This is a genomic window from Kamptonema sp. UHCC 0994 (assembly GCF_029167235.1).
Lineage (GTDB): Bacteria > Cyanobacteriota > Cyanobacteriia > Cyanobacteriales > Microcoleaceae > Kamptonema.
In genome coordinates this window covers 1-18,699 of record NZ_JARFTR010000262.1, presented here as the reverse complement: position 1 = coordinate 18,699, position 18,699 = coordinate 1, and the positions used below count along the sequence as shown (strand labels likewise).

Sequence of the window (18,699 nt, the reverse complement as noted above, 5' to 3'; positions counted from 1 at the left end):
AAGATACCGCCCAGAGGGCGGCGTTACGTAAGTAAAGTATTTAAGCGGAGACAAATATAGCAACCATTAAAACTTGTAACTTAAAACTTCAATTACTGACCCAGTATCAGGTAAATCAGCAGGTTTAAGCGCGATCGTATCCCGATCGATCTGACGCACAGGAGTACCACTCATCAACGCCAAAAACTCATCTAGCGATACCAAATCACAGGTAGCAGCATCCGCCGCTTGGGTTTTGTAATGAGTCGGAATCACCATTTTAGGTTTCAGGAGTTCCACAGTTTTTTTCGCCTCTTCAGGAGTATAAGCCTTTGGCCCGCCTCCCACCGGAATCAATAGCAAATCTGGCCGTCCCAGCAAAATTTGTTGTTCAATTCCAATCTGTCCCGCAATTCCCCCCAAGTGTAGAATTTTGAGACCCGCCTGCTTCCACATCCAAGCCACATTCATCCCAAAACGCCGTCCACCTTCGCGATCTTTCTCTGTGCGAATACCTTCAATCCGTATCCCATTAAACTGAAAAACTCCCGGTTCGTAAAGGAGTCCGGGATTGTTTGAAAATCCGTCAATCGCACCTTCATCGAGTAATCTGCTGCTGATCAAAATCAAATCTGTAGCCACATTGGGAGCGCGATATCCCGCCGTACAACCGATTTGGCGGAAGGGATTCACCAGGACTTTTAAACCGCCGCCCGCGAACAAAAAGCAAGTATGACCCAACCATTGCACGGACAAAGCATCGCTGGTTTGTGCTTGATAGCTTTGCCATCCCGAAGGTAAACCGGTTGCTAAAGCTGCTAGTAAACTTGTCTGTGCGTAACGCATTAATTGTCGCCGTTTCATTATTGGGTATTTTTAAGTGTTAGGTTGCAGGTATCGGTAGTCTGTTGTTATAGCATAAATGGGACTTAACTTACGCTTTACGTAACGCCGCCCTGTGGGTGATAATGATACCGCCCAGAGGGCGGCGTTACAAATTATGTGTAAGTCCTAAAGCCTTGCCAAGAAATTTCGTAGCAATTGCTTTCCAGAAGTTGTCAACACACTTTCAGGGTGAAATTGAACTCCTTCAATGTGCGGATATTGGCGATGTCGCACGCCCATAATCGTACCATCTTCAACCCAAGCTGTAATTTCTAAAACCTCTGGACAAGTTTCTCGTTCAATTACTAAACTGTGATAGCGGGTGGCAGTCAGGGGCGATTCTACACCCTCAAAAACTCCTGTTCCTGCGTGCAGAACCGGAGAAGTTTTGCCGTGCATTAAAGTTGGTGCAGAAACAATATTGCCCCCAAAGACTTGACCGATACTTTGATGGCCGAGGCAAACTCCTAAAATTGGTATGGTTGACCCTAATTGCTTAATCAATTCTAGAGAAATTCCTGCATCTTCCGGCCGCCCCGGCCCTGGAGAAATCACAACGGCTGCTGGCTGCAACTGGCGAATTTCTTCTATAGAAATTTGGTCGTTGCGGTAGACTTGGATTTGCGCGGCTACGGGCAAATCAGTACCTAATTCTCCTAAATACTGCACCAAATTATAGGTGAAGCTGTCGTAGTTGTCGATGACTATAATCAATGGTGATACTCCTATAAATAAGCTGTTGCCTAATGATTAATTGCTGATTGAATCAGTGCTAATAAAGGAGGGAGCAACAGTGTAGCTGCGACGAGGGCAGACACCATTGCTGAAACTAGCACAGATCCAGCAGCACAATCTTTGGCTATTCTAGCAAGGTCGTGGTATGTTTGCTGAACTGTTAAGTCTACTACTGATTCTATCGCAGTATTTAACAATTCTAGGGCTAAAACTAGACCGATTGTTAAGCCAATTACGGATATTTCTACTGGGTTTAGATGCAAAAAGATACTTAAGAGAATTGCTAAGGTGCCAATGACGGTGTGAATGCGAAAATTACGCTGAGTTTCAAAAGCATAAGTTAGGCCTGCCCAGGCGAATTTAAAACTAATTGCTAAACTGGAGGCGACTTGCCAGGATAATTCCCGGTTGTGCTTTACTGCTTTATTAGATTCTTTAAGGCTTTGGGTTGGAGAGTCTGGGTCTGTGATAAATTCTGTACACTCTGAGGAGATTGATGACTCATTTAGTTTCATAAATGGCAAACTTAAGTTAGAGAGATGAGTATTCCTAAGACATTTAAGATTGGCTTGATTTAGTCTCGTAACTTTCCTGGGCTTTTGCTGATTTTTGGGTTTGATTTGAGAAAGTTATTTTTGACTTGATTATGATGAAATTTAAGTCATCGCGACCAATCTGGTAGAATTAAAAGCGTTTATGTCTGAACAGCAAGACCAATTGTTTGCAGCAACATTTCTTGTTGATTGAGCATACTATTCAAACTATCTTCATCCGGGTGATCCCAGCCCAAAAGATGCAGAAAACCGTGAGCCGCTAGCCATGCGAGCTCCGTTTTTAAGGGATGCCCTTGCTGTTGGGCTTGGCGGTGAGCTGTATCGACGGAGATTACTATATCACCCAAATACAGGGGGAGAGATGCTAGCATTTCTTGGGGATAAAAGCAGTTTACCTCTAAAGCGGCAAAAGCTAGTACATCGGTTGGTTGATTTTGTTGCCGATATTGGGTGTTGAGGGTTTGCATTTCAGGGTCTCCTGTGAGACGGAGGCTGAGCTCGCAACTGGGAACTTGCCCAATATCTGGGGAAAGGGTTTCTAGCCATTTCTGAAACCAGTTTTCCCAGGTTTCTGGCTGAATCTGCCCGTTGGTTATACTGTGAGGGCTAATTGCAGTTAAAGCTGATTCGCCAGTTTCCCAGTAAAAGTCCTGTACGCTCACCTCGATTTCCATTTTTTGGCACTCCTGAAATGTTTGTTAATTATTAATTGTTAATTGTTAACTGTTAACTGGGAATAAAAACTACTATATTAGGGATGAAAATAGCGATCGATGAATGCTAAACCGATTAGTATCCCTAACAGGGCGATCGCTGTCAGGGTAAAATGAAACAGGGAGGTTCCCCGCTTGCGAACCATGTTTCGCATGGCGAGTTTAACATAACTGGGTTGAGGTGCTGTTCCAGGCGGGGTGGGGGTTTCGGCGGCTGGCTCGGAGTCGGTTTCAATGGGTGAGGGCGATTGGCTCATTGTTCTGAAGGTTGACAGTTAAGATTAAACTTGGGACAATTGTAACAAAAATGTAATGTTTTGTATAGCAGGTCGGGTGGAGGCGATCGCGATCTGTAACGCCGCCTTCTAGGCGGTACCGCCTGGAAGGCGGCGTTACGGATATGTTCCTTGTTCCTTCAATCAATCATTGACTGTTTTGGCAGACTGATTAAACAACAAATTTCGTGACTCTTCAATACTAATTGCCTGAGTTTTGAACGCTTCTGCTTGTTCATAAGCTCGAATGGTTGCTGGACGAGCTTTAATGGCTTCAAACCAACGCTGCAAATGCTCAAAATCTTCTAGCTTTTGGCTTTGGAGCGCATGGGGTACAATCCAGGGATAAATGGCAATATCGGCGATCGAATAGTCACCGCCAACAAATTCGCGATCGCTTAACCGCCGATTCAACACAGCATACAACCGTCCCGTCTCATTGACGTAGCGTGCGATCGCGTAGGGAATTTTTTCAGGAGCATACTGACTGAAATGATGGTTCTGTCCGGCCATTGGCCCCAACCCGCCCATCTGCCAGAATAGCCATTGTAGAACTTCGACGCGATCGCGAATCTCCGCAGGGATCAGCTTTCCGGTTTTTTCTGCCAAATAAAGCAAAATTGCCCCCGACTCAAACACAGAAATTGGTTCGCCACCATCTACAGGTTCGCGATCGACAATAGCAGGAATACGATTATTAGGGGCAATCTTCAAAAACTCTGGTTTAAACTGATCGCCGGCACCAATATTAATCGGAATCAGCGTATAAGGTACTCCCACTTCCTCCAGAAACATAGTAATTTTATGTCCGTTGGGTGTTGTCCAGTAATAAACTTCAATCATAGATGTCTCCTGAGATTACAAAAATTCTGCTTTGGGTATCACACACTCTCAAATTATAGCTTAACAAAGCTTGACACAAAAATTGAGTAATTAAAACTCAAGGAGCCAACAGGTGTAAATTTTTGATAAGTTACTTGACACTCCCAGATTTTTTTTGTATCATTCGTTCATTGAAAATGTGCAAAAAAAGTTTAGTAGCAAGACTCAAAGTCTGATGCAAATTCCAATCCTAGGGTGTTTTCTATCTAGTTTTACCAACAAAGCTTAGCTTGTCCTCGCAGAAGTAGCTTGACAATTTTATCTATGAAAACTCCACAGATTGTTCCAGAAACTCTAGCTGAATTTCCTTTCTTTGGTATTTTAAACCAGAGTGATTTAGAATGGATTTTACATCAAGCTACCGCAGAAAACTGTCAACCAGGGCGAGTGCTAATCCAAGAAGGTCATCCAGTAGAATCCCTCTATCTATCTATCTCAGGAACCCTAGCTGTCACAGTATCTCGTCAAGATGGAGGAGAACAAGAACTCAAGCGACTATTCGGTGGCGAACTAATGGGAGAAATGTCTTTTTTGGACAATCATTTACCTTCCGCTACCATCAAAGTAGTCGAATATTCTCAGGTATTGTCACTATCTAAAAACACCCTTGCCCGTAAACTAGAAATAGATGGAGATTTTGCCTCTCGTTTCTATCACTTATTATCCTTAAAACTCTCCGATCAATTGCGAGGATTGTCAGGATTACTGACGGAAAATCAAGCATTGCCCAGCGAGCCATTACGAAAAGTGTTGCTAGTATTTGCCGTCCTTAATGATAGCGATATTGCTTGGATGATTGCTAACGGAGTTCCCGAAAAAGTTATTCCTAATACTGTTCTCATCCAACAAGGAAAACCCGTACCAGCCGTTTACATCTTACTAGAAGGCACATTAGGAATTTATATCTCCCTGAGCAAAAACGGAATTACAACAGAGAAAGAAGTAGCAAAGTCAATCAAAGGCGAAATCCTCGGAGAAATGTCCTTTGTCGAAATAGGAACCGCCTCTGCCACCGTCAAAGTAGTAGAAAATGCTTGGTTACTAGCCCTACCTCAATCACAATTAGCCGCCAAACTAGAGCAAGACAGAGCCTTTGCGAGTCGATTTTATCGAGCCATTGCTGTTGTCCTATCAAATCGTTGGCGCGATCGACTAATTCGGCGTGGATTTGCCACCCTCGCCAACGATCTTACTTCCATGCTCTCCGAAGAAATTGATGCCGAAGACGAACTTGATTTCGATGTTTTAGAAGGAACTGCCATTGCCGGTACCCGCTTTGATTGGATGATTCGCCAGTTACGTTAACCGTTATAATTGAGTGACTTACTATGTTTACGAAAGATAGCAAAAAACGAAATATTTTTCGTCAAGAATCTCTAGAACGACTCTCTTCTCCAGAACGCCTCGATCAACTCATGCAAGTGGTTGGCCCCAAAGAATGGATACCTTTAAGCGTTTTAGGAGGTTTAGTTTTAGTCGGATTAGCATGGAGTATATTTGGCAAAATACCAATCAACATCGATGGACGCGGTATCTTTATCGCACCCCGTCAAGTAGTTGATTTTCAATCCCCGATTTCTGGTCAACTCAAAACATTATATGTCCAAGCAGGTCAATGTATTGCTAAAAATGAACGCTTGGCAACCATCGATCCCTCTGAACTAAAACAGCGGCTCAAACTCGCTCAAGATAAACAAGCACAATTGCAACAGCAATCTAACGAAACATCTGTACTCTTAAATCAGGGCACTCGTTCTGAACAAGATGCCATTATTGCCTCCAAAATTAGTCTTCAGCAACGTCTTTTAGCCGCTCAGTCCATGACTCCTATGCTGCAAAATAAAGACTTAGATGCCATTGCCCAACAACGTCAGAGTCTACAACAAAGATTACAGGATTTGCAACAAATGACACCTCTACTCCAAAGCAGAGGTTTAGATGCCATTCTCAGACAAAGACAGAGTATTCAACAGCAACTACGAGATACTAAATCACTTACCCCTACTCTCAAAGAAAAAGGCTTAAATACCATTACTGAACAGCGTCATAGTCTGGAACAACGCTTAGAAAATGCTAAAAAACTAGCGCCAGTTTTAGCAGAAAGATTAAAAAAACGTCGAGAATTATTTTCAGAAGGTGCGATCCCTCAAGATACTTTACTCGAAGCAGAACAAGAATATTTGCAGAAATTGGAAAGCGTTGCAGAACTCAAGGCAGAATTGAAAGATTTAGATGCCCGTGAAGTGGAAGCGCAACAACAATATTTGGAAAATCTCAATCAAATTGGAGCGCTCCAGGCAAAACTCAAAGATATCGATGTTCAAGAAGCCACAACCCAACAGCAATATCTGAATAGTCTCAATCAAATAAATGAAATTAAAGCGCAACTCAAGGACTTGGAAGTAAAGGAAACAGAATCTCAACAACGACACCTAGAAAATCTTAACCAAATTCGTCAAACTCAGGCAGATTTGCAAGAATTGGAAACCAAAGCCAAGCGGTTAGAACAAAACAACTTGGAACAACTAAATAATAAGAAAAATCCTATTCAGGATGTCGGTCGAGAAATTGCTCAATTGCAACAACAAATTATTGACAACAGCGAAATTCGCAGTCCTCACGCCGGCTGTATTTTAGAAATTATGGCCACAGAAGGAGAAGTAGTTGCACCAGGAACTAATTTAGGTTCTTTGAATGTCACCAGCCGCAAAGGAACTCTAGTTGGGGTTAGTTACTTTACAGTTAAAGATGGTAAGAAAGTTAAACCGGGGATGATGATTCAAATTACACCGGATACAGTTAAACGACAACGATATGGAGGAATTGTTGGTACTGTCACTTCAGTTTCAGAATTTCCTATTACTCAAAAAGGTGTGGCGACAGTAATTGGCAATCCCGATCTTGTTAGTGGATTAATTCAAAGTGTCAGTAGCGGAGTAGGTGGAGTAAATGCCGATACCGGGGCGATTGTGGAAGTGCGAGCCCAATTGGAATCAGACCAAACCCCCAGCGGTTACAAGTGGTCTTCTTCCCAAGGCCCGGAACTAAAAATTACCTCCGGTATCACCACCACTGCTAGAGTTCGAGTAGAAGAACAAGCCCCTATCACCTTTTTACTACCCGTTCTTCGGGAATGGACTGGTATTTATTGATGCAAAAAATGCTAAAGATTGGATTTACTAAATCAAAACAACCCCAAGTCCCCAAGCGAGTAAAAACACCAACCCTATTACAAATGGAAGCGGTGGAGTGTGGTGCCGCCGCTTTGGGAATTATTCTTAGATATTATGGTCTAATCGTTCCTTTAGCGGAACTGCGGACTAATTGCGGTGTTTCCCGTGATGGCAGTAAAGCATCGAATGTATTGAAAGCGGCAAAAAATTATGGAATGCAGGCGAAAGGGTTTAAAAAACAACTCGCCCAACTTCAAGAAATTAAACCACCCTTTATTGTATTTTGGAACTTCAATCATTTTCTAGTAGTTGAAGGATTTACGAAAGACCGTGTTTATCTTAACGATCCCGGTACCGGCCCTCGGAGTGTGAGTTTTGAGGAATTTGATGAGGCTTACACCGGCGTAGTTTTACTCATGGAACCGAGCCCAGAGTTTAAACGTGGTGGCCGTAAACCTAACATTATTCGCTCTTTAGTGGAGCGTTTAAAAGGCTCATCTGGAGCAATTATCTACTGTATCTTAGCCGGGTTTTTCCTTGTAATTCCAGGGTTAGCTATTTCCATTTTTGGTCAAATTTTTGTTGATAATATTCTTGTCGAAAATCGCTATGATTGGTTGCGACCATTAATAATTGGTATCGGAATTACTGCCATAATTCAAGCCAGTTTAACCCTGCTGCAATTGCGCTACTTAAGACATTTACAAATCAAACTATCTGTGGGGATGTCAAGCCGATTTATCTGGCATATTCTCCGCTTACCAGTGGGATTTTATGCTCAAAGGTTCGCCGGAGAAATTAGCAACCGCGCCCATTTAAATACCAGAGTTGCAGATGTATTATCTGGCCAGTTAGCCCAAACTGCGATCGATGTTGTGATGGTGGTATTCTATGCAGCAGTGATGTTTGCCTATGACTGGGTACTGACTTTAATTAGCATCTTTTTTGCGATTCTTAATGTCACAACCTTGCAGTGGGTAGCACGGCAACGCAAAGATAGTCACAGGAGGTTAGTGCAAGATCAAGGAAAGGCAGCAGGTATCGCTATTGCTGGCTTACAAAGTATTGAAACCATCAAATCGGCAGCCTTAGAATCAGACTTTTTTGCTCGTTGGGCTGGATACTATACGAAAGCAGAAAATTCTCAACAGGAACTCGGAATTAGCAACCAAACTATCACTGTTTTACCCAATTTTATCACTGCTTTAACTACTCTGTCACTGCTTGTTATTGGCGGGTTGCGGGTGATGGATGGACATCTAAGCATAGGGATGTTAGTGGCCTTTCAAAGTTTAATGGGGTTGTTTCAGAAGCCAGTTAATACCTTGGTGAGTTTTGGTAGTACCCTTCAGGAGTTAGAGGGAGATATCAATCAATTAGATGATGTGCTAGATAATGAAGTTGATTCGCAGATTAACCTAGAAAATCCACAAAATCCCTTTCAGGTTGATGCGATACCTCGTACAAATGGAAAATTAACTAATTCTGCCTTTAAATTGGCAGGATATCTAGAACTTCGCAATCTCACTTTTGGCTATTCACGAATTGACAATCCTTTAGTTGAAAATCTTAGTCTCAGCTTGCAACCAGGCCAGCGAGTAGCGTTAGTGGGAGGGAGTGGTTCTGGTAAATCAACTGTTGCCAAAACAGTGGCGGGGTTATATGAAGCTTGGTCTGGAGAGATTTTATTTGATGGTATTCCCCGTCAGAAAATTCCCCGTTCTGTGCTTACAAATTCTCTGTCAATGGTGGAACAAGATATTTTTCTATTTGGGGGAACTGTGCGTGAAAACTTAACTCTATGGGATAGTACAATTCCCAAGGATCAGTTATTACGTGCTTGTGAAGATGCGGCGATTTTAGATGTGGTTTTAGCCATTTCTGGGGGTATTGAAGGGAATTTGCTTGAAGGTGCGGTGAATTTAAGTGGCGGACAGCGACAACGTTTAGAAATTGCCCGCGCTTTGGTCAACGATCCTTCAATCTTAATTATGGATGAAGCTACCAGTGCTTTAGATGCAGAAACCGAGAAAATTATCGATCAAAATTTACGGCGGCGGGGTTGTACTTGTTTAATTGTTGCTCACCGTTTGAGTACAATTCGTGACTGTGATGAGATCATTCTCTTAGATCGAGGTAAGGTTGTGCAGCGCGGTACTCATGAGGAAATGAGGGCAGTTCCAGGCCCTTATATGCGCTTGATTCAGTCTGAGTGAAATATTATTGGTAATTGGTAATTGGTAATTGGTAATTAGGAATTGGTAATTGGTAATTGATAATTGGTAATTTGGTAATTGTAAGGTGGGCGATCGCCGCTCAGAACCTGCGATGAAAAATGAGATAATGATTCGTTATCATGACGGATGGAGAGATTTTTCCAACTTAGATCTATCAGGCATTGATTTGGAAGGGTGCCAATTAATAAAAGCCAACTTTAGTGGCGCAACTCTGAGACAAGCTAATCTTGTTAACGTAAACTTAAGTGATGCAAATCTTACTGAGGCCAATCTCGATCAAGTCAATCTAAGCTGTTCAAACTTGGCAAACGCTATACTCTCTAAAGCACACTTAGGCGGTGTAGATTTAACCTCGTGTATTTTACAGGGAACAAATCTTGACCAAGCATTTATTATGGATGCAGTTTTATATGGTACTATCTTTGATAACTCTAGCTTACGTCAGGTATATTTGTACTCTGATTACTTATGTAACACCAGTTTTTGCGGAGCAAATTTAGAACAAGCCAATTTATGTGGGATTATATCTGAAGGGCTTGTAAAAATGATTAATACTCGGCTTGTTAAAGCCAACCTCTGTGAGGCTCAGCTATCAAAAGCCGATCTGACACAAGCCTCACTCCAGGGGGCAGAATTACGAGATGTAAATCTTACTTATGCAGTTTTAAGAAATGCTGACTTGAGGCTAGCAGATATAGAAGGCGCTAACTTAAGTCATGCTAATTTGAGTTATGCAGATTTAACAGGAGCCAACTTGATGGCACTCGATCTAAGCTACGCTAATCTACAAGGAGCGAATCTATCTAGCACCGATTTAGAGAGTGCTGATTTAAAGGGTGCTAATCTGCAAAATGCGCTACTACCATAATGAGTACTATGGATTAAATGGGGAACATTTCAATCCTGAGAATCCGGCTTTTGGTGGTGTTTATGTGTTGACGACTATTGTGGGAATTCTGCTTTTTATTTTACTCTCCCCGAAGTGATAAAAGAGGGATAAATCATAGCAGAAGATAGTTGTCGGCGATCGCCCACCCTACATTTAATTAAATTTCGGGTGATGTTTTGTACCAAAATTAGTTAGGAACCGCTATAAAACTACACCTCTACTAAAACTTTTTTGGATAGTTCGCTCACAAAAATTGGCTCGAATTCATAAATGCTAGATAACTTTTCTACTAGCGTATTCTCAATGAATTCCCATTGATCGTTAGGTGTATATCCACTCAGACGAGAACGACATACATCTATTAATTTAGGCTGAATTTCATTTACTTTCAAAAAATCGATCAGTGCATCAATTCGTTCTACGATTGTATCCTCAGACACCTTTAACTTTTCAGCCAGTAACTCATCTGGTTGGATGGTACAAAAGTAATATTTCCCATCCATACATTTAACCGATGTATTTCCCCCTAGAGAAAGACGAATTTTGTTGTAGAAGTTATTAACGTAGTCATCGTAGGCATCTTGGGTAATCTCAACTTCAAAATAGGCTCCCGATGCGTTATCACAAGAAAAATAGTCAATATCGATATCAAGAATGACTGATTTATTTGATTTTTGTACTTCCTGACTAGAGAGAGAATCTTGCACAGTCATATATGTCATGGTGAAAGACTTGTAATCAGGATTGAACAATTCGTTGAAATCAGCTTTTGATTTTAGCATCAATCGCTTTCCTTTACCTTGGTGGGAATAGATCTGCATTTTTTTCTGTACACGAGAACTCTTGTCGTGCTGTTGACGTAGCCAGTAAACCCCACTAAACATTCCTTGATAAATTGCAGGATAGATGAAACTTGCTATCGATAGTTCGCTGTAGGTCAAGTCATGCAGTTGTTTTAGATTATGATTCACCGACTTCAGGGAAGTATTTAAAAGTGGAAATACCATATCTGAATGCTCGTCTACATGGAGTAGCGTATTCTGAGTTTTGTCAATCAGCCCTTCCGCCACTGCGTAATTCCAAATAAAGAAGGCTTCATGATGTTCTTCCATGATATAAAACGGAATTTTGGTCATAGTTAAGATGATGATTTTTGAGGGTTGAACTTAATTCAGTTAATGTCAAAGCTCTAACCGATTGAGTCAAATGCTGAATCAATTAGCTTTTGGTTGCTAGCATGGCACTTTCTTGCAGGAAATCGGCTTTTACCCCTGCTGAGGTTCGTCATCAAGAATGCCGCGATTGAACATTAAGTTAAGGGAGTAATTAATTTCGGCTGTGGGAACTCCTAACTGTTCAAATTGTGCAACGATTTCTTTCGCTGTTTTATCGCCTTTTAAAATTGCTTCACCTAATTCTTTAATCAAAGGACGGTGGCGGAACTTGAGTGCTAGAAATCGAGTTGAAACCTTGAAGCCATCGTCAAGATTTTCGTGTTTGAGATCGCGGCGAAACCGTAGGCGAATATCTGGTCTAATCCCTAAAGGCATCTGCTGAGTCATCATCCGTTCTAAGAGAACTCTGAGATCGCTTGCAGTTTCAAAAGTTCCTCGATCGTAAACCCGATACCCATTTGGCCATCGATCGTCAGCTTTGCAAGGACTGATTAACTTAACGCTACGCTCAACCATATTAAACAAAAATCCCGTCACGCAAGCAATGGTTGATTGCACAGGTTGGTCATCATCAACTTCTCCAGCTTTTTTCTGCTTTTCTAAGCTGCGTCCAGCGACAGCTTTATTCATAATTGACTCTTTATTTTGCAGCACTAGACCAACACGAATTAACTCTTCTGGGCTAAATTCTGCAAACACATTCTCTAGAATTTTGAGTGACAAAATTGAGAACCGATGGTAAGCAAATCCTTTACTATCTGAAAATTTCAGGAATGAGCGCAGGCGTGCAGGATCTTTCATCGGTTGGGCAGTTGTCGTTTGCGGAATTGTGCCTAAAATAGCGTGAAAATCCCTGACAAAATTTTCATAATCGGGGTTATCTAGAGGATCGGTTGCCCAATAACAAAAACCTGCCCCGGCCGCTGGCCCGCCAATTTCCTTAATAACTTCTAATACTTCACGCCAAAGTTGGGCATTTTCAGGGGTATAAGTAAAGATATCACTGAAGCGAGGAGCAGATACGCCGCAGAACCAACAGCCAACAGAACAACCTTTACTCAGTTCAAAACAGACAGGTGAGTGAGCAATTTGAGCATTCATTAGCTTGCTAATTTCGCCATCTAACCGTGCCATTTGCCGATCTCGCCATGATTGAAATCTTGGATCGCTATCAGGCATCTGAGTGCGCCAGCGATCGACCCATTGATTGTGTGCTGTTTCGTAATCAATGAAAAGTTGTATAGATGGGGGAAAGGGTATGCCTTGAGTTTGTTGACTTTTCGCAAACTCTTTGTCCCACAACCAGCGAATTTCTTCTAAAGGGATTTTGAGATTATATTTAGCAACAGTTTGGTCTGGAGCAATTACTATGTTGTTTCTAAATTCTGGATCGGCTTCGTAATATTCAGTAAAGCGCTTGATATGACTGATACTTGTTAATTCCTCTGGCTCTAATCCCATCCACCGATGGAGCATTTCAGGCTCATAGTTCTGATGCGGTTGAGTCAAATTTGGAGCAAATTGTATGGTGCTAGTAGCCATTTTGTAAATCCTCTCCTTTTCTCGATCCGATAGTAAAGAGGAAGCAAAAAAAATTATTCCTGATTTGCTTCCTCTCATTAAATCAACGCATTTATTAAAATGCTTGTTTGGCTTGGTAAATTGCGTTAATTATCGGGTAACAAAGTACCAGCGTCTGCCGCCGAAGATGGCCGCGCCACCAGCGACTGCTTCTAATTGTTCTTCAGACAATTCTTCTTCAACAGCTTCCGCACTAGGTAGGACTAAGTACATCTTCGTAGCTGTTTCTTCCACTACTTCAATTGTCAGATCGTCGGGGACTTGAGTGTCAAACTCTTCAGCAATCACTGCTTTAGGATTTGCTTTAAGTTTTGCCCGGAAGCTGGGATCTTGAAGAGCTTTGATGGCGAGTTTTTCTTCGGCTTCTTTGCGAGTAGACATGATGTTCTTTCCTATTTTAAATGAGTGGGTTTGAGAGGTGTCTTTGCGATGTTCGCTTGACGTTTGATTCTTGCTCGAATCTTTTATCAGAATAACCAGTCCTTCCCAGTACCGTCAATATAGAAAAGTTCAGTAAAATTCAGGACTTAGAAACAAAATTTAATTATTTTGTTAAGTTTAGTCAGAAAAACTCTGTTAAATTCAGGTCAGGTACACTGTTGTTAGCGAAGAGCCTAAGTTTTAAACCATGAACGTCAGTCAGGCACTAGAATTGGCAGATAATTTGGTGGTGGCTAAAACGGCCAGGCACTTGAGCGACTTGCAAAGACTGTTATTAGAGGAATTTTGGACGAGGCCAAGTTTGCGTTATGACGAAGTTGCCCAAACTCACGGCTATTCAGCTAGCTATCTCAAGCAAGATGCAGGCCCGAAACTGTGGCGATCGCTCTCAGATGCTTGTGGCGAAAAGGTAAGCAAGGCGAACTTTCGAGCAGCACTAGAGCGAAAATGGTCTCCAGTGGGGGAAAAGGAGAACCTGTCTTTACCAGAAAACTCGGATAGCGATCGCGCCACCATTGAGGAACAACTTCGCCCCGCTTTATCGGTGGCAGTTTTAGCCCCACCCACAAGCTACCCAACTCAAGAGTTATTGAACTCCCCGGTTGCGCCGCCTGACACCAATTTGCTACCCGCACAATCTCAGAGTTATCAAGATTGGGGGATTGCGCCTGATGTTTCCACCTTTTACGATCGCTACGAGGAAATAGCTCAACTTAAACAATGGATTGTAGGCGATCGCTGTCGCTTAGTCGCGATCGTTGGTTTAGGAGGAATTGGCAAAACCTATCTCGGCGTTAAATTAGCTGAACAGATTCAAGATCGTTTTCAATACGTGATTTGGCGATCGCTGCGAAATGCTCCACCCCTACAACAAATTCTAACCAGCATTCTGCAATCGATCGCCAATAATCAAGAAATCGATTTAGCTGCAACAGTTCATGAAAAAATCTCTTGCGCCATTGAATTTTTCCGCAGCCATCGTTGCTTGGTGATTTTAGATAATATCGAAACAATTCTACAGGGCGGTGTTTACACAGGTTATTACCAAGAAGGTTATGAAGATTACGGCGAATTTTTTAAGTATTTAGGAGAGGGTCGCCACAATAGCTGCTTGCTGCTAACCACTCGTGAAAAACCGAAAGAAATTGCGATAATGCAGGGGGAAACTTTACCCATTCGCTGTTTGCGACTGCAAGGTTTATCTATCTCCGCAGGGCTGCAACTCTTACGCCTAAAAGGTTGTTACTGGACATCAGAAAAAGAGGGATTTGCCTTAGTTGAACAGTATTCTGGGCATCCCCTAGCACTAAAAATTATTGCCTCGACAATTCGAGAATTATTTGAAGGCAATATTTCGGAGTTTGCTAAACATAACCTATTGGTGATTGATGAAATACGCACCCTCTTAGAAGAACAGTTCGATCGGTTAACCTACTTAGGAAAAGCTCTATTTTACTGGATAGCTATTAATTTAGAGCCAGTATCGGCAGAGGAATTATATTCTGATATTTATCCCCTAGTTTCCAAACCTAGTTTAGTTGAAACTTTAAAGTCTTTAGTGCAACGTTCGCTGATCGAACAAACAGGCAGTCAGTTTGTCTTACAGCCAGTAGTTAGGGAATATGCGATCGGCTCTTTAGTCAAACAAGTTTGCGAAGAGATTGAAACGGGAAATTTTGCAATATTTAACAGTCATGCTTTGCTCAAAGCTCAAGCAAAAGACTATATCAGACAAACCCAAATTAAGTTTATTCTCAATCCCATCCTCGACAGGTTATTAACAGCATTTAAAACCAAATCGCGGATTGCAAATCACTTTAAACAATTGATACATGAATTGCAAATGCAGTCACCACAATCCCCTGGGTATGCAGCCGGAAATATGCTGAATATCCTGTGTCAAATGCAGATCGATGTCAGCGGCTATGATTTTTCTCATCTCACAGTTTGGCAAGCTTATTTGCAAGGCACGAACCTACATGATGTCAATTTTAAAGGTGCAGATTTAGCTAAATCTGTTTTTGCCAAACAGCTAACCAATGTTTTAGCACTTGCCTTTAGTCCTGACGGCACGCTATTAGCAACCGGAGACGCTAACGGAGAGGTTTGCTTGTGGTTAGCAGACGACGGTACGCTGTTGAGAATTTACGAAGGACACGCAGGTTGGGTAAATTCAATTGCCTTCAACCCAAATGGTAGCTTACTGTGCAGCGGGAGTAGCGATCGCACCGTCAAAATTTGGGACGTAGGAACCGGAAACTGCCTGAAAACCCTGTCAGGACACAATCAACGGGTACGGACGGTGGCCTTCAGTCCTGACGGTCAAACCGTAGCCAGCAGCAGTGGCGATCGCACAATTCTACTATGGGACATTCAAACCGGTTGGTGTCAACAAATTTACTCAGGTCATACCAGTTACGTCTGGTCAGTCAGCTTTAGTCCCGATGGCAAAACCCTCGCCAGTGGTAGCGAAGATCGCACCATCAAACTATGGAACGTTCTCACAGGGGAATGCTTGCAGACATGGCAGGATTCTAGCAGTTGGGTTCGCACTCTCACCTTCAGTCCTGACGGCAAAACCTTAGCCAGCGGCGGAGGCGATCGCACCGTCAAACTATGGGACACTAACACAGGAACCCTATTAGCATCACTCCCCGGACACTCGCAACGTTTGCGTTCCGTCGCCTTTAGCCCCGATGGTAAACTACTTGCTAGTGGTAGCGGCGATCGCACCGTCAAAATCTGGGATTTAACAGCAAAGCGCTGCCTAAAAACACTACACGGCCATAGCAGTCGCCTCTGCGCCGTCACCTTTAGTCCCGATGGCAACACCCTAGTCAGCGGTGGCGAAGACCGCACCGTCAGGTTTTGGGAAGTCAGTACGGGTAACTGCAACAGCATTTGGCAAGGTTACGCCAGTTGGTTTCAATCCGTCGCCTTCAGTCCCGACGGCAAAACCCTAGCCAGCGGCAGCGAAGATGGTACAGTCAAGCTTTGGCAAACCAATCGCAACTCCTCTGACCCTTGTAGTCCCATTACCTTACTAGGTCATGCAGGTTGGGTTTGTTCAGTCGCCTTTAGTCCTGACGGCACAACCCTAGCTAGTGGTAGCAGCGACTACACGATTAAATTATGGGACGCTAGCAGTGGCGCTTGCCTGAAAACCTTACTAGGAAACCCGCGCTGGATTCGGTCTGTAGCATTTAGCCCCGATGGGAAAATGTTAGCGAGTGGTGGTGGTGACAATACCGTAAAATTATGGAACCTTCGTTCTGGCAACTGTTGCGCTACCTTGCGATCGCACGCAGGTTGGCTGTGGTCAGTCGCCTTTAGTCCCGATGGTGCGATCGTTGCCAGCGCCAGCGAAGACAAAACCGTAAAAATATGGTGCGTCCACACAGGCGAATGTTTAAAAACCTTTGAAGGACACAGCAGTTGGGTGCAAGCAGTCGCCTTTAGTCCCGATGGCAAACTGTTAGCTAGTGGGAGTTGCGACCAAACGATTAAACTCTGGGATCTTGATACAGGTAAATGCCTTAAAACATTTTGGGATCATGTTAGTTGGGTGCAAACAGTTGCCTTTAGTCCCGATGGCAAGTTCTTAGCGAGTGGGAGTTGCGATCAAACTGTAAAATTTTGGGAAATTGACACGGGTAAGTGCTGGCAAACTCTATCCGCACATACAAACTGGGTTTGGTCGATCGCCTTTAGTCCCAATGGTGACATTTTAGCCAGTGCCGGTCAAGATGAAACTATTAAATTGTGGAAAGTTAGCAGCGGTGACTGCTTAGAAACTCTTAGAAGTAAAAGGCTTTATGAAGGAATGTGTTTGAGTGAATCTACACATTTAACAGCAGCCCAATTAGCAACGCTTAAACTTTTAGGGGCATTTATTTAAACGATCGCACGCACGCGAGAAATAATTTTTACTCGGAGATGATATATCGCAGGAGGCAGAGATCATCAAAGCAGGAGAGTTTCAGCAATCCATCGTGTCCTAAACCCTTTGGCAGTTGCTATAACAGCTTAAAATTGGGTAAGTTAGAAATGGATAATAGTGTGGGGTTTGTCCCCTAGGAGAGATCGCCCATTCTTCATCTCTATCTTTGTTGAAAAGTTCCCGGATGGTAAAATCTCACTAGGAAGTTTAGAACAGCCAAACTTTAACTAAGAGGAATATTTTATGCGTGTAGCTACCGTTGTAATTCTGAGTTTACTGGCCTTTTTGGTTCCGGGGTTAACCAGGAGTGCGATCGCGGGCGATCGCACGAAATCTCTAACTGAACAGTTAGAGGAAAGCGGATTATTTACTCCAGGTGCTCAGGTTAAGCCCGTCTTTGAGGAAGGAAATTCTGAACGCGAACTGTTTAATAAGCCTTTTTATCAGGGTTTGCAGGAACCACCGAAAAAGGAAAAGACGGTATCGAAAGGTTCTAGAGGTGCTGAGGTCGCTGCCGTGCAGAAGCGTTTGCAGGCTCATGGTTTTAATGTTGGCGCGATCGATAGCGACTTTGGAGCCCAAACTGTTTCGGCTGTAAGCGCCTTTCAGCAGTCGAAGGGATTAAACCCTGATGGGGTTGTCGATCGCACAACGTGGGATGCTTTAAAGGATGAGCCGATGGTTGTAGCCCAAAAGCAGATTCCTGAGAGTAGTAAGGTATTGGCGAAGGGCGCAGCGGGTTCTAAGGTGAAGACGCTACAGGTGCGTTTGGAAATGCAAGGTTACGATCCTGGCCCAATTGACGGGATTTTTGGGGCGCGGACTTTGACCGCTGTGAAGGACTTTCAAGCCACTAATAATTTAAAAGTTGATGGCACTGTGGATGAGATTACTTGGCAGGCGCTAAGTGGGAAATGATTATGTGGTGGGGGTTTGAGGAATTTTTATTTTTCTTTACCCCTTTTTCTGTTTTCTGTGTTATGATTGTTTTTGGCTTAACGCGGATGTGGCGGAATTGGCAGACGCGCCAGATTTAGGTTCTGGTTCCGAAAGGAGTGAAGGTTCAAGTCCTTTCATCCGCATTGTTACAGTACATCAATTAACAGTTGGTAGTGTGACTTTGCCCATAACTTTGCCGCAACGGTAAGGTTATGCTTCAATGTAGCTGTGGCAATCTTATGGGTTCACTTAACCTGTAAGTCCATAAGATTCCTCACATCGATTTTTAGCCCAAGTTTGC

General features: G+C 43.0%; 15 protein-coding genes and 1 tRNA gene. 7 read left to right on the top strand and 9 right to left on the bottom strand.

Annotated elements, in window-relative coordinates; genetic code table 11:
• Nucleotides 1-66: 66 nt before the first annotated feature.
• The 6 genes from PY364_RS23175 to PY364_RS23150 all read right to left on the bottom strand — a co-directional run bounded on the left by PY364_RS23175 (nucleotide 67) and on the right by PY364_RS23150 (nucleotide 3,984).
• A complete protein-coding gene (locus tag PY364_RS23175; protein WP_275526711.1) occupies nucleotides 67-843 on the bottom strand; it encodes an MBL fold metallo-hydrolase in 777 nt (258 codons plus the stop codon).
• A gap of 147 nt (nucleotides 844-990) precedes the next feature.
• The gene (locus PY364_RS23170; RefSeq protein ID WP_275526709.1) at nucleotides 991-1,578 is read right to left on the bottom strand and encodes an aminodeoxychorismate/anthranilate synthase component II; all 588 of its coding nucleotides are present in this window, start codon (nucleotides 1,576-1,578) and stop codon (nucleotides 991-993) included.
• A 29-nt stretch (nucleotides 1,579-1,607) separates the two neighbouring features.
• Nucleotides 1,608-2,114 carry a diacylglycerol kinase family protein gene (locus PY364_RS23165; protein ID WP_275526707.1) on the bottom strand — a complete coding sequence of 169 codons (507 nt, stop codon included), beginning with the start codon at nucleotides 2,112-2,114 and terminating at the stop codon, nucleotides 1,608-1,610.
• Nucleotides 2,115-2,293: 179 nt separating this feature from the next.
• Nucleotides 2,294-2,827 (bottom strand): rRNA maturation RNase YbeY, encoded by a 534-nt coding sequence (gene ybeY, locus PY364_RS23160; protein WP_275526705.1) that lies wholly within the window; start codon nucleotides 2,825-2,827, stop codon nucleotides 2,294-2,296.
• A 77-nt stretch (nucleotides 2,828-2,904) separates the two neighbouring features.
• Nucleotides 2,905-3,123 carry a DUF3285 domain-containing protein gene (locus PY364_RS23155; RefSeq protein ID WP_275526703.1) on the bottom strand — a complete coding sequence of 73 codons (219 nt, stop codon included), beginning with the start codon at nucleotides 3,121-3,123 and terminating at the stop codon, nucleotides 2,905-2,907.
• A gap of 162 nt (nucleotides 3,124-3,285) precedes the next feature.
• Nucleotides 3,286-3,984 carry a glutathione binding-like protein gene (locus tag PY364_RS23150; RefSeq protein ID WP_275526701.1) on the bottom strand — a complete coding sequence of 233 codons (699 nt, stop codon included), beginning with the start codon at nucleotides 3,982-3,984 and terminating at the stop codon, nucleotides 3,286-3,288.
• 303 nt (nucleotides 3,985-4,287) lie between these two features.
• Here PY364_RS23150 and PY364_RS23145 point away from each other — a divergent pair, with 303 nt between their 5' ends.
• The 4 genes from PY364_RS23145 to PY364_RS23130 all read left to right on the top strand — a co-directional run bounded on the left by PY364_RS23145 (nucleotide 4,288) and on the right by PY364_RS23130 (nucleotide 10,301).
• A complete protein-coding gene (locus PY364_RS23145) occupies nucleotides 4,288-5,328 on the top strand; it encodes a cyclic nucleotide-binding domain-containing protein (RefSeq protein ID WP_275526699.1) in 1,041 nt (346 codons plus the stop codon).
• 23 nt (nucleotides 5,329-5,351) lie between these two features.
• Nucleotides 5,352-7,175, top strand: coding sequence for an NHLP bacteriocin system secretion protein (locus PY364_RS23140; RefSeq protein ID WP_275526698.1), 1,824 nt, complete (start codon nucleotides 5,352-5,354; stop codon nucleotides 7,173-7,175).
• Between the two features lie 8 nt (nucleotides 7,176-7,183).
• The gene (locus PY364_RS23135) at nucleotides 7,184-9,412 is read left to right on the top strand and encodes an NHLP family bacteriocin export ABC transporter peptidase/permease/ATPase subunit (RefSeq protein ID WP_343278594.1); all 2,229 of its coding nucleotides are present in this window, start codon (nucleotides 7,184-7,186) and stop codon (nucleotides 9,410-9,412) included.
• Nucleotides 9,413-9,524: 112 nt separating this feature from the next.
• Entirely contained in the window at nucleotides 9,525-10,301 is a 777-nt protein-coding gene (locus tag PY364_RS23130; RefSeq protein ID WP_275526694.1) for a pentapeptide repeat-containing protein, read from the top strand.
• 230 nt (nucleotides 10,302-10,531) lie between these two features.
• On the opposite strand, the gene PY364_RS23125 is transcribed toward PY364_RS23130, so the two are convergent.
• The 3 genes from PY364_RS23125 to PY364_RS23115 form a co-directional block, all read right to left on the bottom strand.
• Complete coding sequence (locus PY364_RS23125; RefSeq protein WP_275526692.1) at nucleotides 10,532-11,458, bottom strand: UPF0489 family protein; 927 nt, start codon at nucleotides 11,456-11,458, stop codon at nucleotides 10,532-10,534.
• Nucleotides 11,459-11,587: 129 nt separating this feature from the next.
• Nucleotides 11,588-13,039, bottom strand: a complete 1,452-nt coding sequence (locus PY364_RS23120) for a radical SAM family RiPP maturation amino acid epimerase (RefSeq protein WP_275526690.1) — start codon at nucleotides 13,037-13,039, stop codon at nucleotides 11,588-11,590.
• 129 nt (nucleotides 13,040-13,168) lie between these two features.
• Nucleotides 13,169-13,459 carry an NHLP leader peptide family RiPP precursor gene (locus PY364_RS23115; protein WP_275526688.1) on the bottom strand — a complete coding sequence of 97 codons (291 nt, stop codon included), beginning with the start codon at nucleotides 13,457-13,459 and terminating at the stop codon, nucleotides 13,169-13,171.
• Between the two features lie 247 nt (nucleotides 13,460-13,706).
• Here PY364_RS23115 and PY364_RS23110 point away from each other — a divergent pair, with 247 nt between their 5' ends.
• The 3 genes from PY364_RS23110 (at nucleotide 13,707) to PY364_RS23100 (ending at nucleotide 18,541) form a co-directional block, all read left to right on the top strand.
• On the top strand, nucleotides 13,707-17,417 hold the full coding sequence (locus tag PY364_RS23110; RefSeq protein ID WP_275526687.1) for an NB-ARC domain-containing protein: 3,711 nt from the start codon (nucleotides 13,707-13,709) through the stop codon (nucleotides 17,415-17,417).
• A gap of 285 nt (nucleotides 17,418-17,702) precedes the next feature.
• Nucleotides 17,703-18,377 carry a peptidoglycan-binding protein gene (locus PY364_RS23105; RefSeq protein WP_275526686.1) on the top strand — a complete coding sequence of 225 codons (675 nt, stop codon included), beginning with the start codon at nucleotides 17,703-17,705 and terminating at the stop codon, nucleotides 18,375-18,377.
• Nucleotides 18,378-18,459: 82 nt separating this feature from the next.
• Nucleotides 18,460-18,541, top strand: a tRNA-Leu gene (locus PY364_RS23100).
• The last annotated feature ends 158 nt before the right edge of the window (nucleotides 18,542-18,699 follow it).

Coding starts and splice junctions, on each gene's coding strand:
- PY364_RS23175 (WP_275526711.1), bottom strand. CDS start 843: ATGAAACGGCGACAATTAATGCGTTACGCACAGACAAGTTTACTAGCA.
- PY364_RS23165 (WP_275526707.1), bottom strand. CDS start 2,114: ATGAAACTAAATGAGTCATCAATCTCCTCAGAGTGTACAGAATTTATC.
- ybeY (WP_275526705.1), bottom strand. CDS start 2,827: ATGGAAATCGAGGTGAGCGTACAGGACTTTTACTGGGAAACTGGCGAA.
- PY364_RS23155 (WP_275526703.1), bottom strand. CDS start 3,123: ATGAGCCAATCGCCCTCACCCATTGAAACCGACTCCGAGCCAGCCGCC.
- PY364_RS23150 (WP_275526701.1), bottom strand. CDS start 3,984: ATGATTGAAGTTTATTACTGGACAACACCCAACGGACATAAAATTACT.
- PY364_RS23145 (WP_275526699.1), top strand. CDS start 4,288: ATGAAAACTCCACAGATTGTTCCAGAAACTCTAGCTGAATTTCCTTTC.
- PY364_RS23140 (WP_275526698.1), top strand. CDS start 5,352: ATGTTTACGAAAGATAGCAAAAAACGAAATATTTTTCGTCAAGAATCT.
- PY364_RS23135 (WP_343278594.1), top strand. CDS start 7,184: ATGCTAAAGATTGGATTTACTAAATCAAAACAACCCCAAGTCCCCAAG.
- PY364_RS23130 (WP_275526694.1), top strand. CDS start 9,525: ATGAAAAATGAGATAATGATTCGTTATCATGACGGATGGAGAGATTTT.
- PY364_RS23125 (WP_275526692.1), bottom strand. CDS start 11,458: ATGACCAAAATTCCGTTTTATATCATGGAAGAACATCATGAAGCCTTC.
- PY364_RS23120 (WP_275526690.1), bottom strand. CDS start 13,039: ATGGCTACTAGCACCATACAATTTGCTCCAAATTTGACTCAACCGCAT.
- PY364_RS23115 (WP_275526688.1), bottom strand. CDS start 13,459: ATGTCTACTCGCAAAGAAGCCGAAGAAAAACTCGCCATCAAAGCTCTT.
- PY364_RS23110 (WP_275526687.1), top strand. CDS start 13,707: ATGAACGTCAGTCAGGCACTAGAATTGGCAGATAATTTGGTGGTGGCT.
- PY364_RS23105 (WP_275526686.1), top strand. CDS start 17,703: ATGCGTGTAGCTACCGTTGTAATTCTGAGTTTACTGGCCTTTTTGGTT.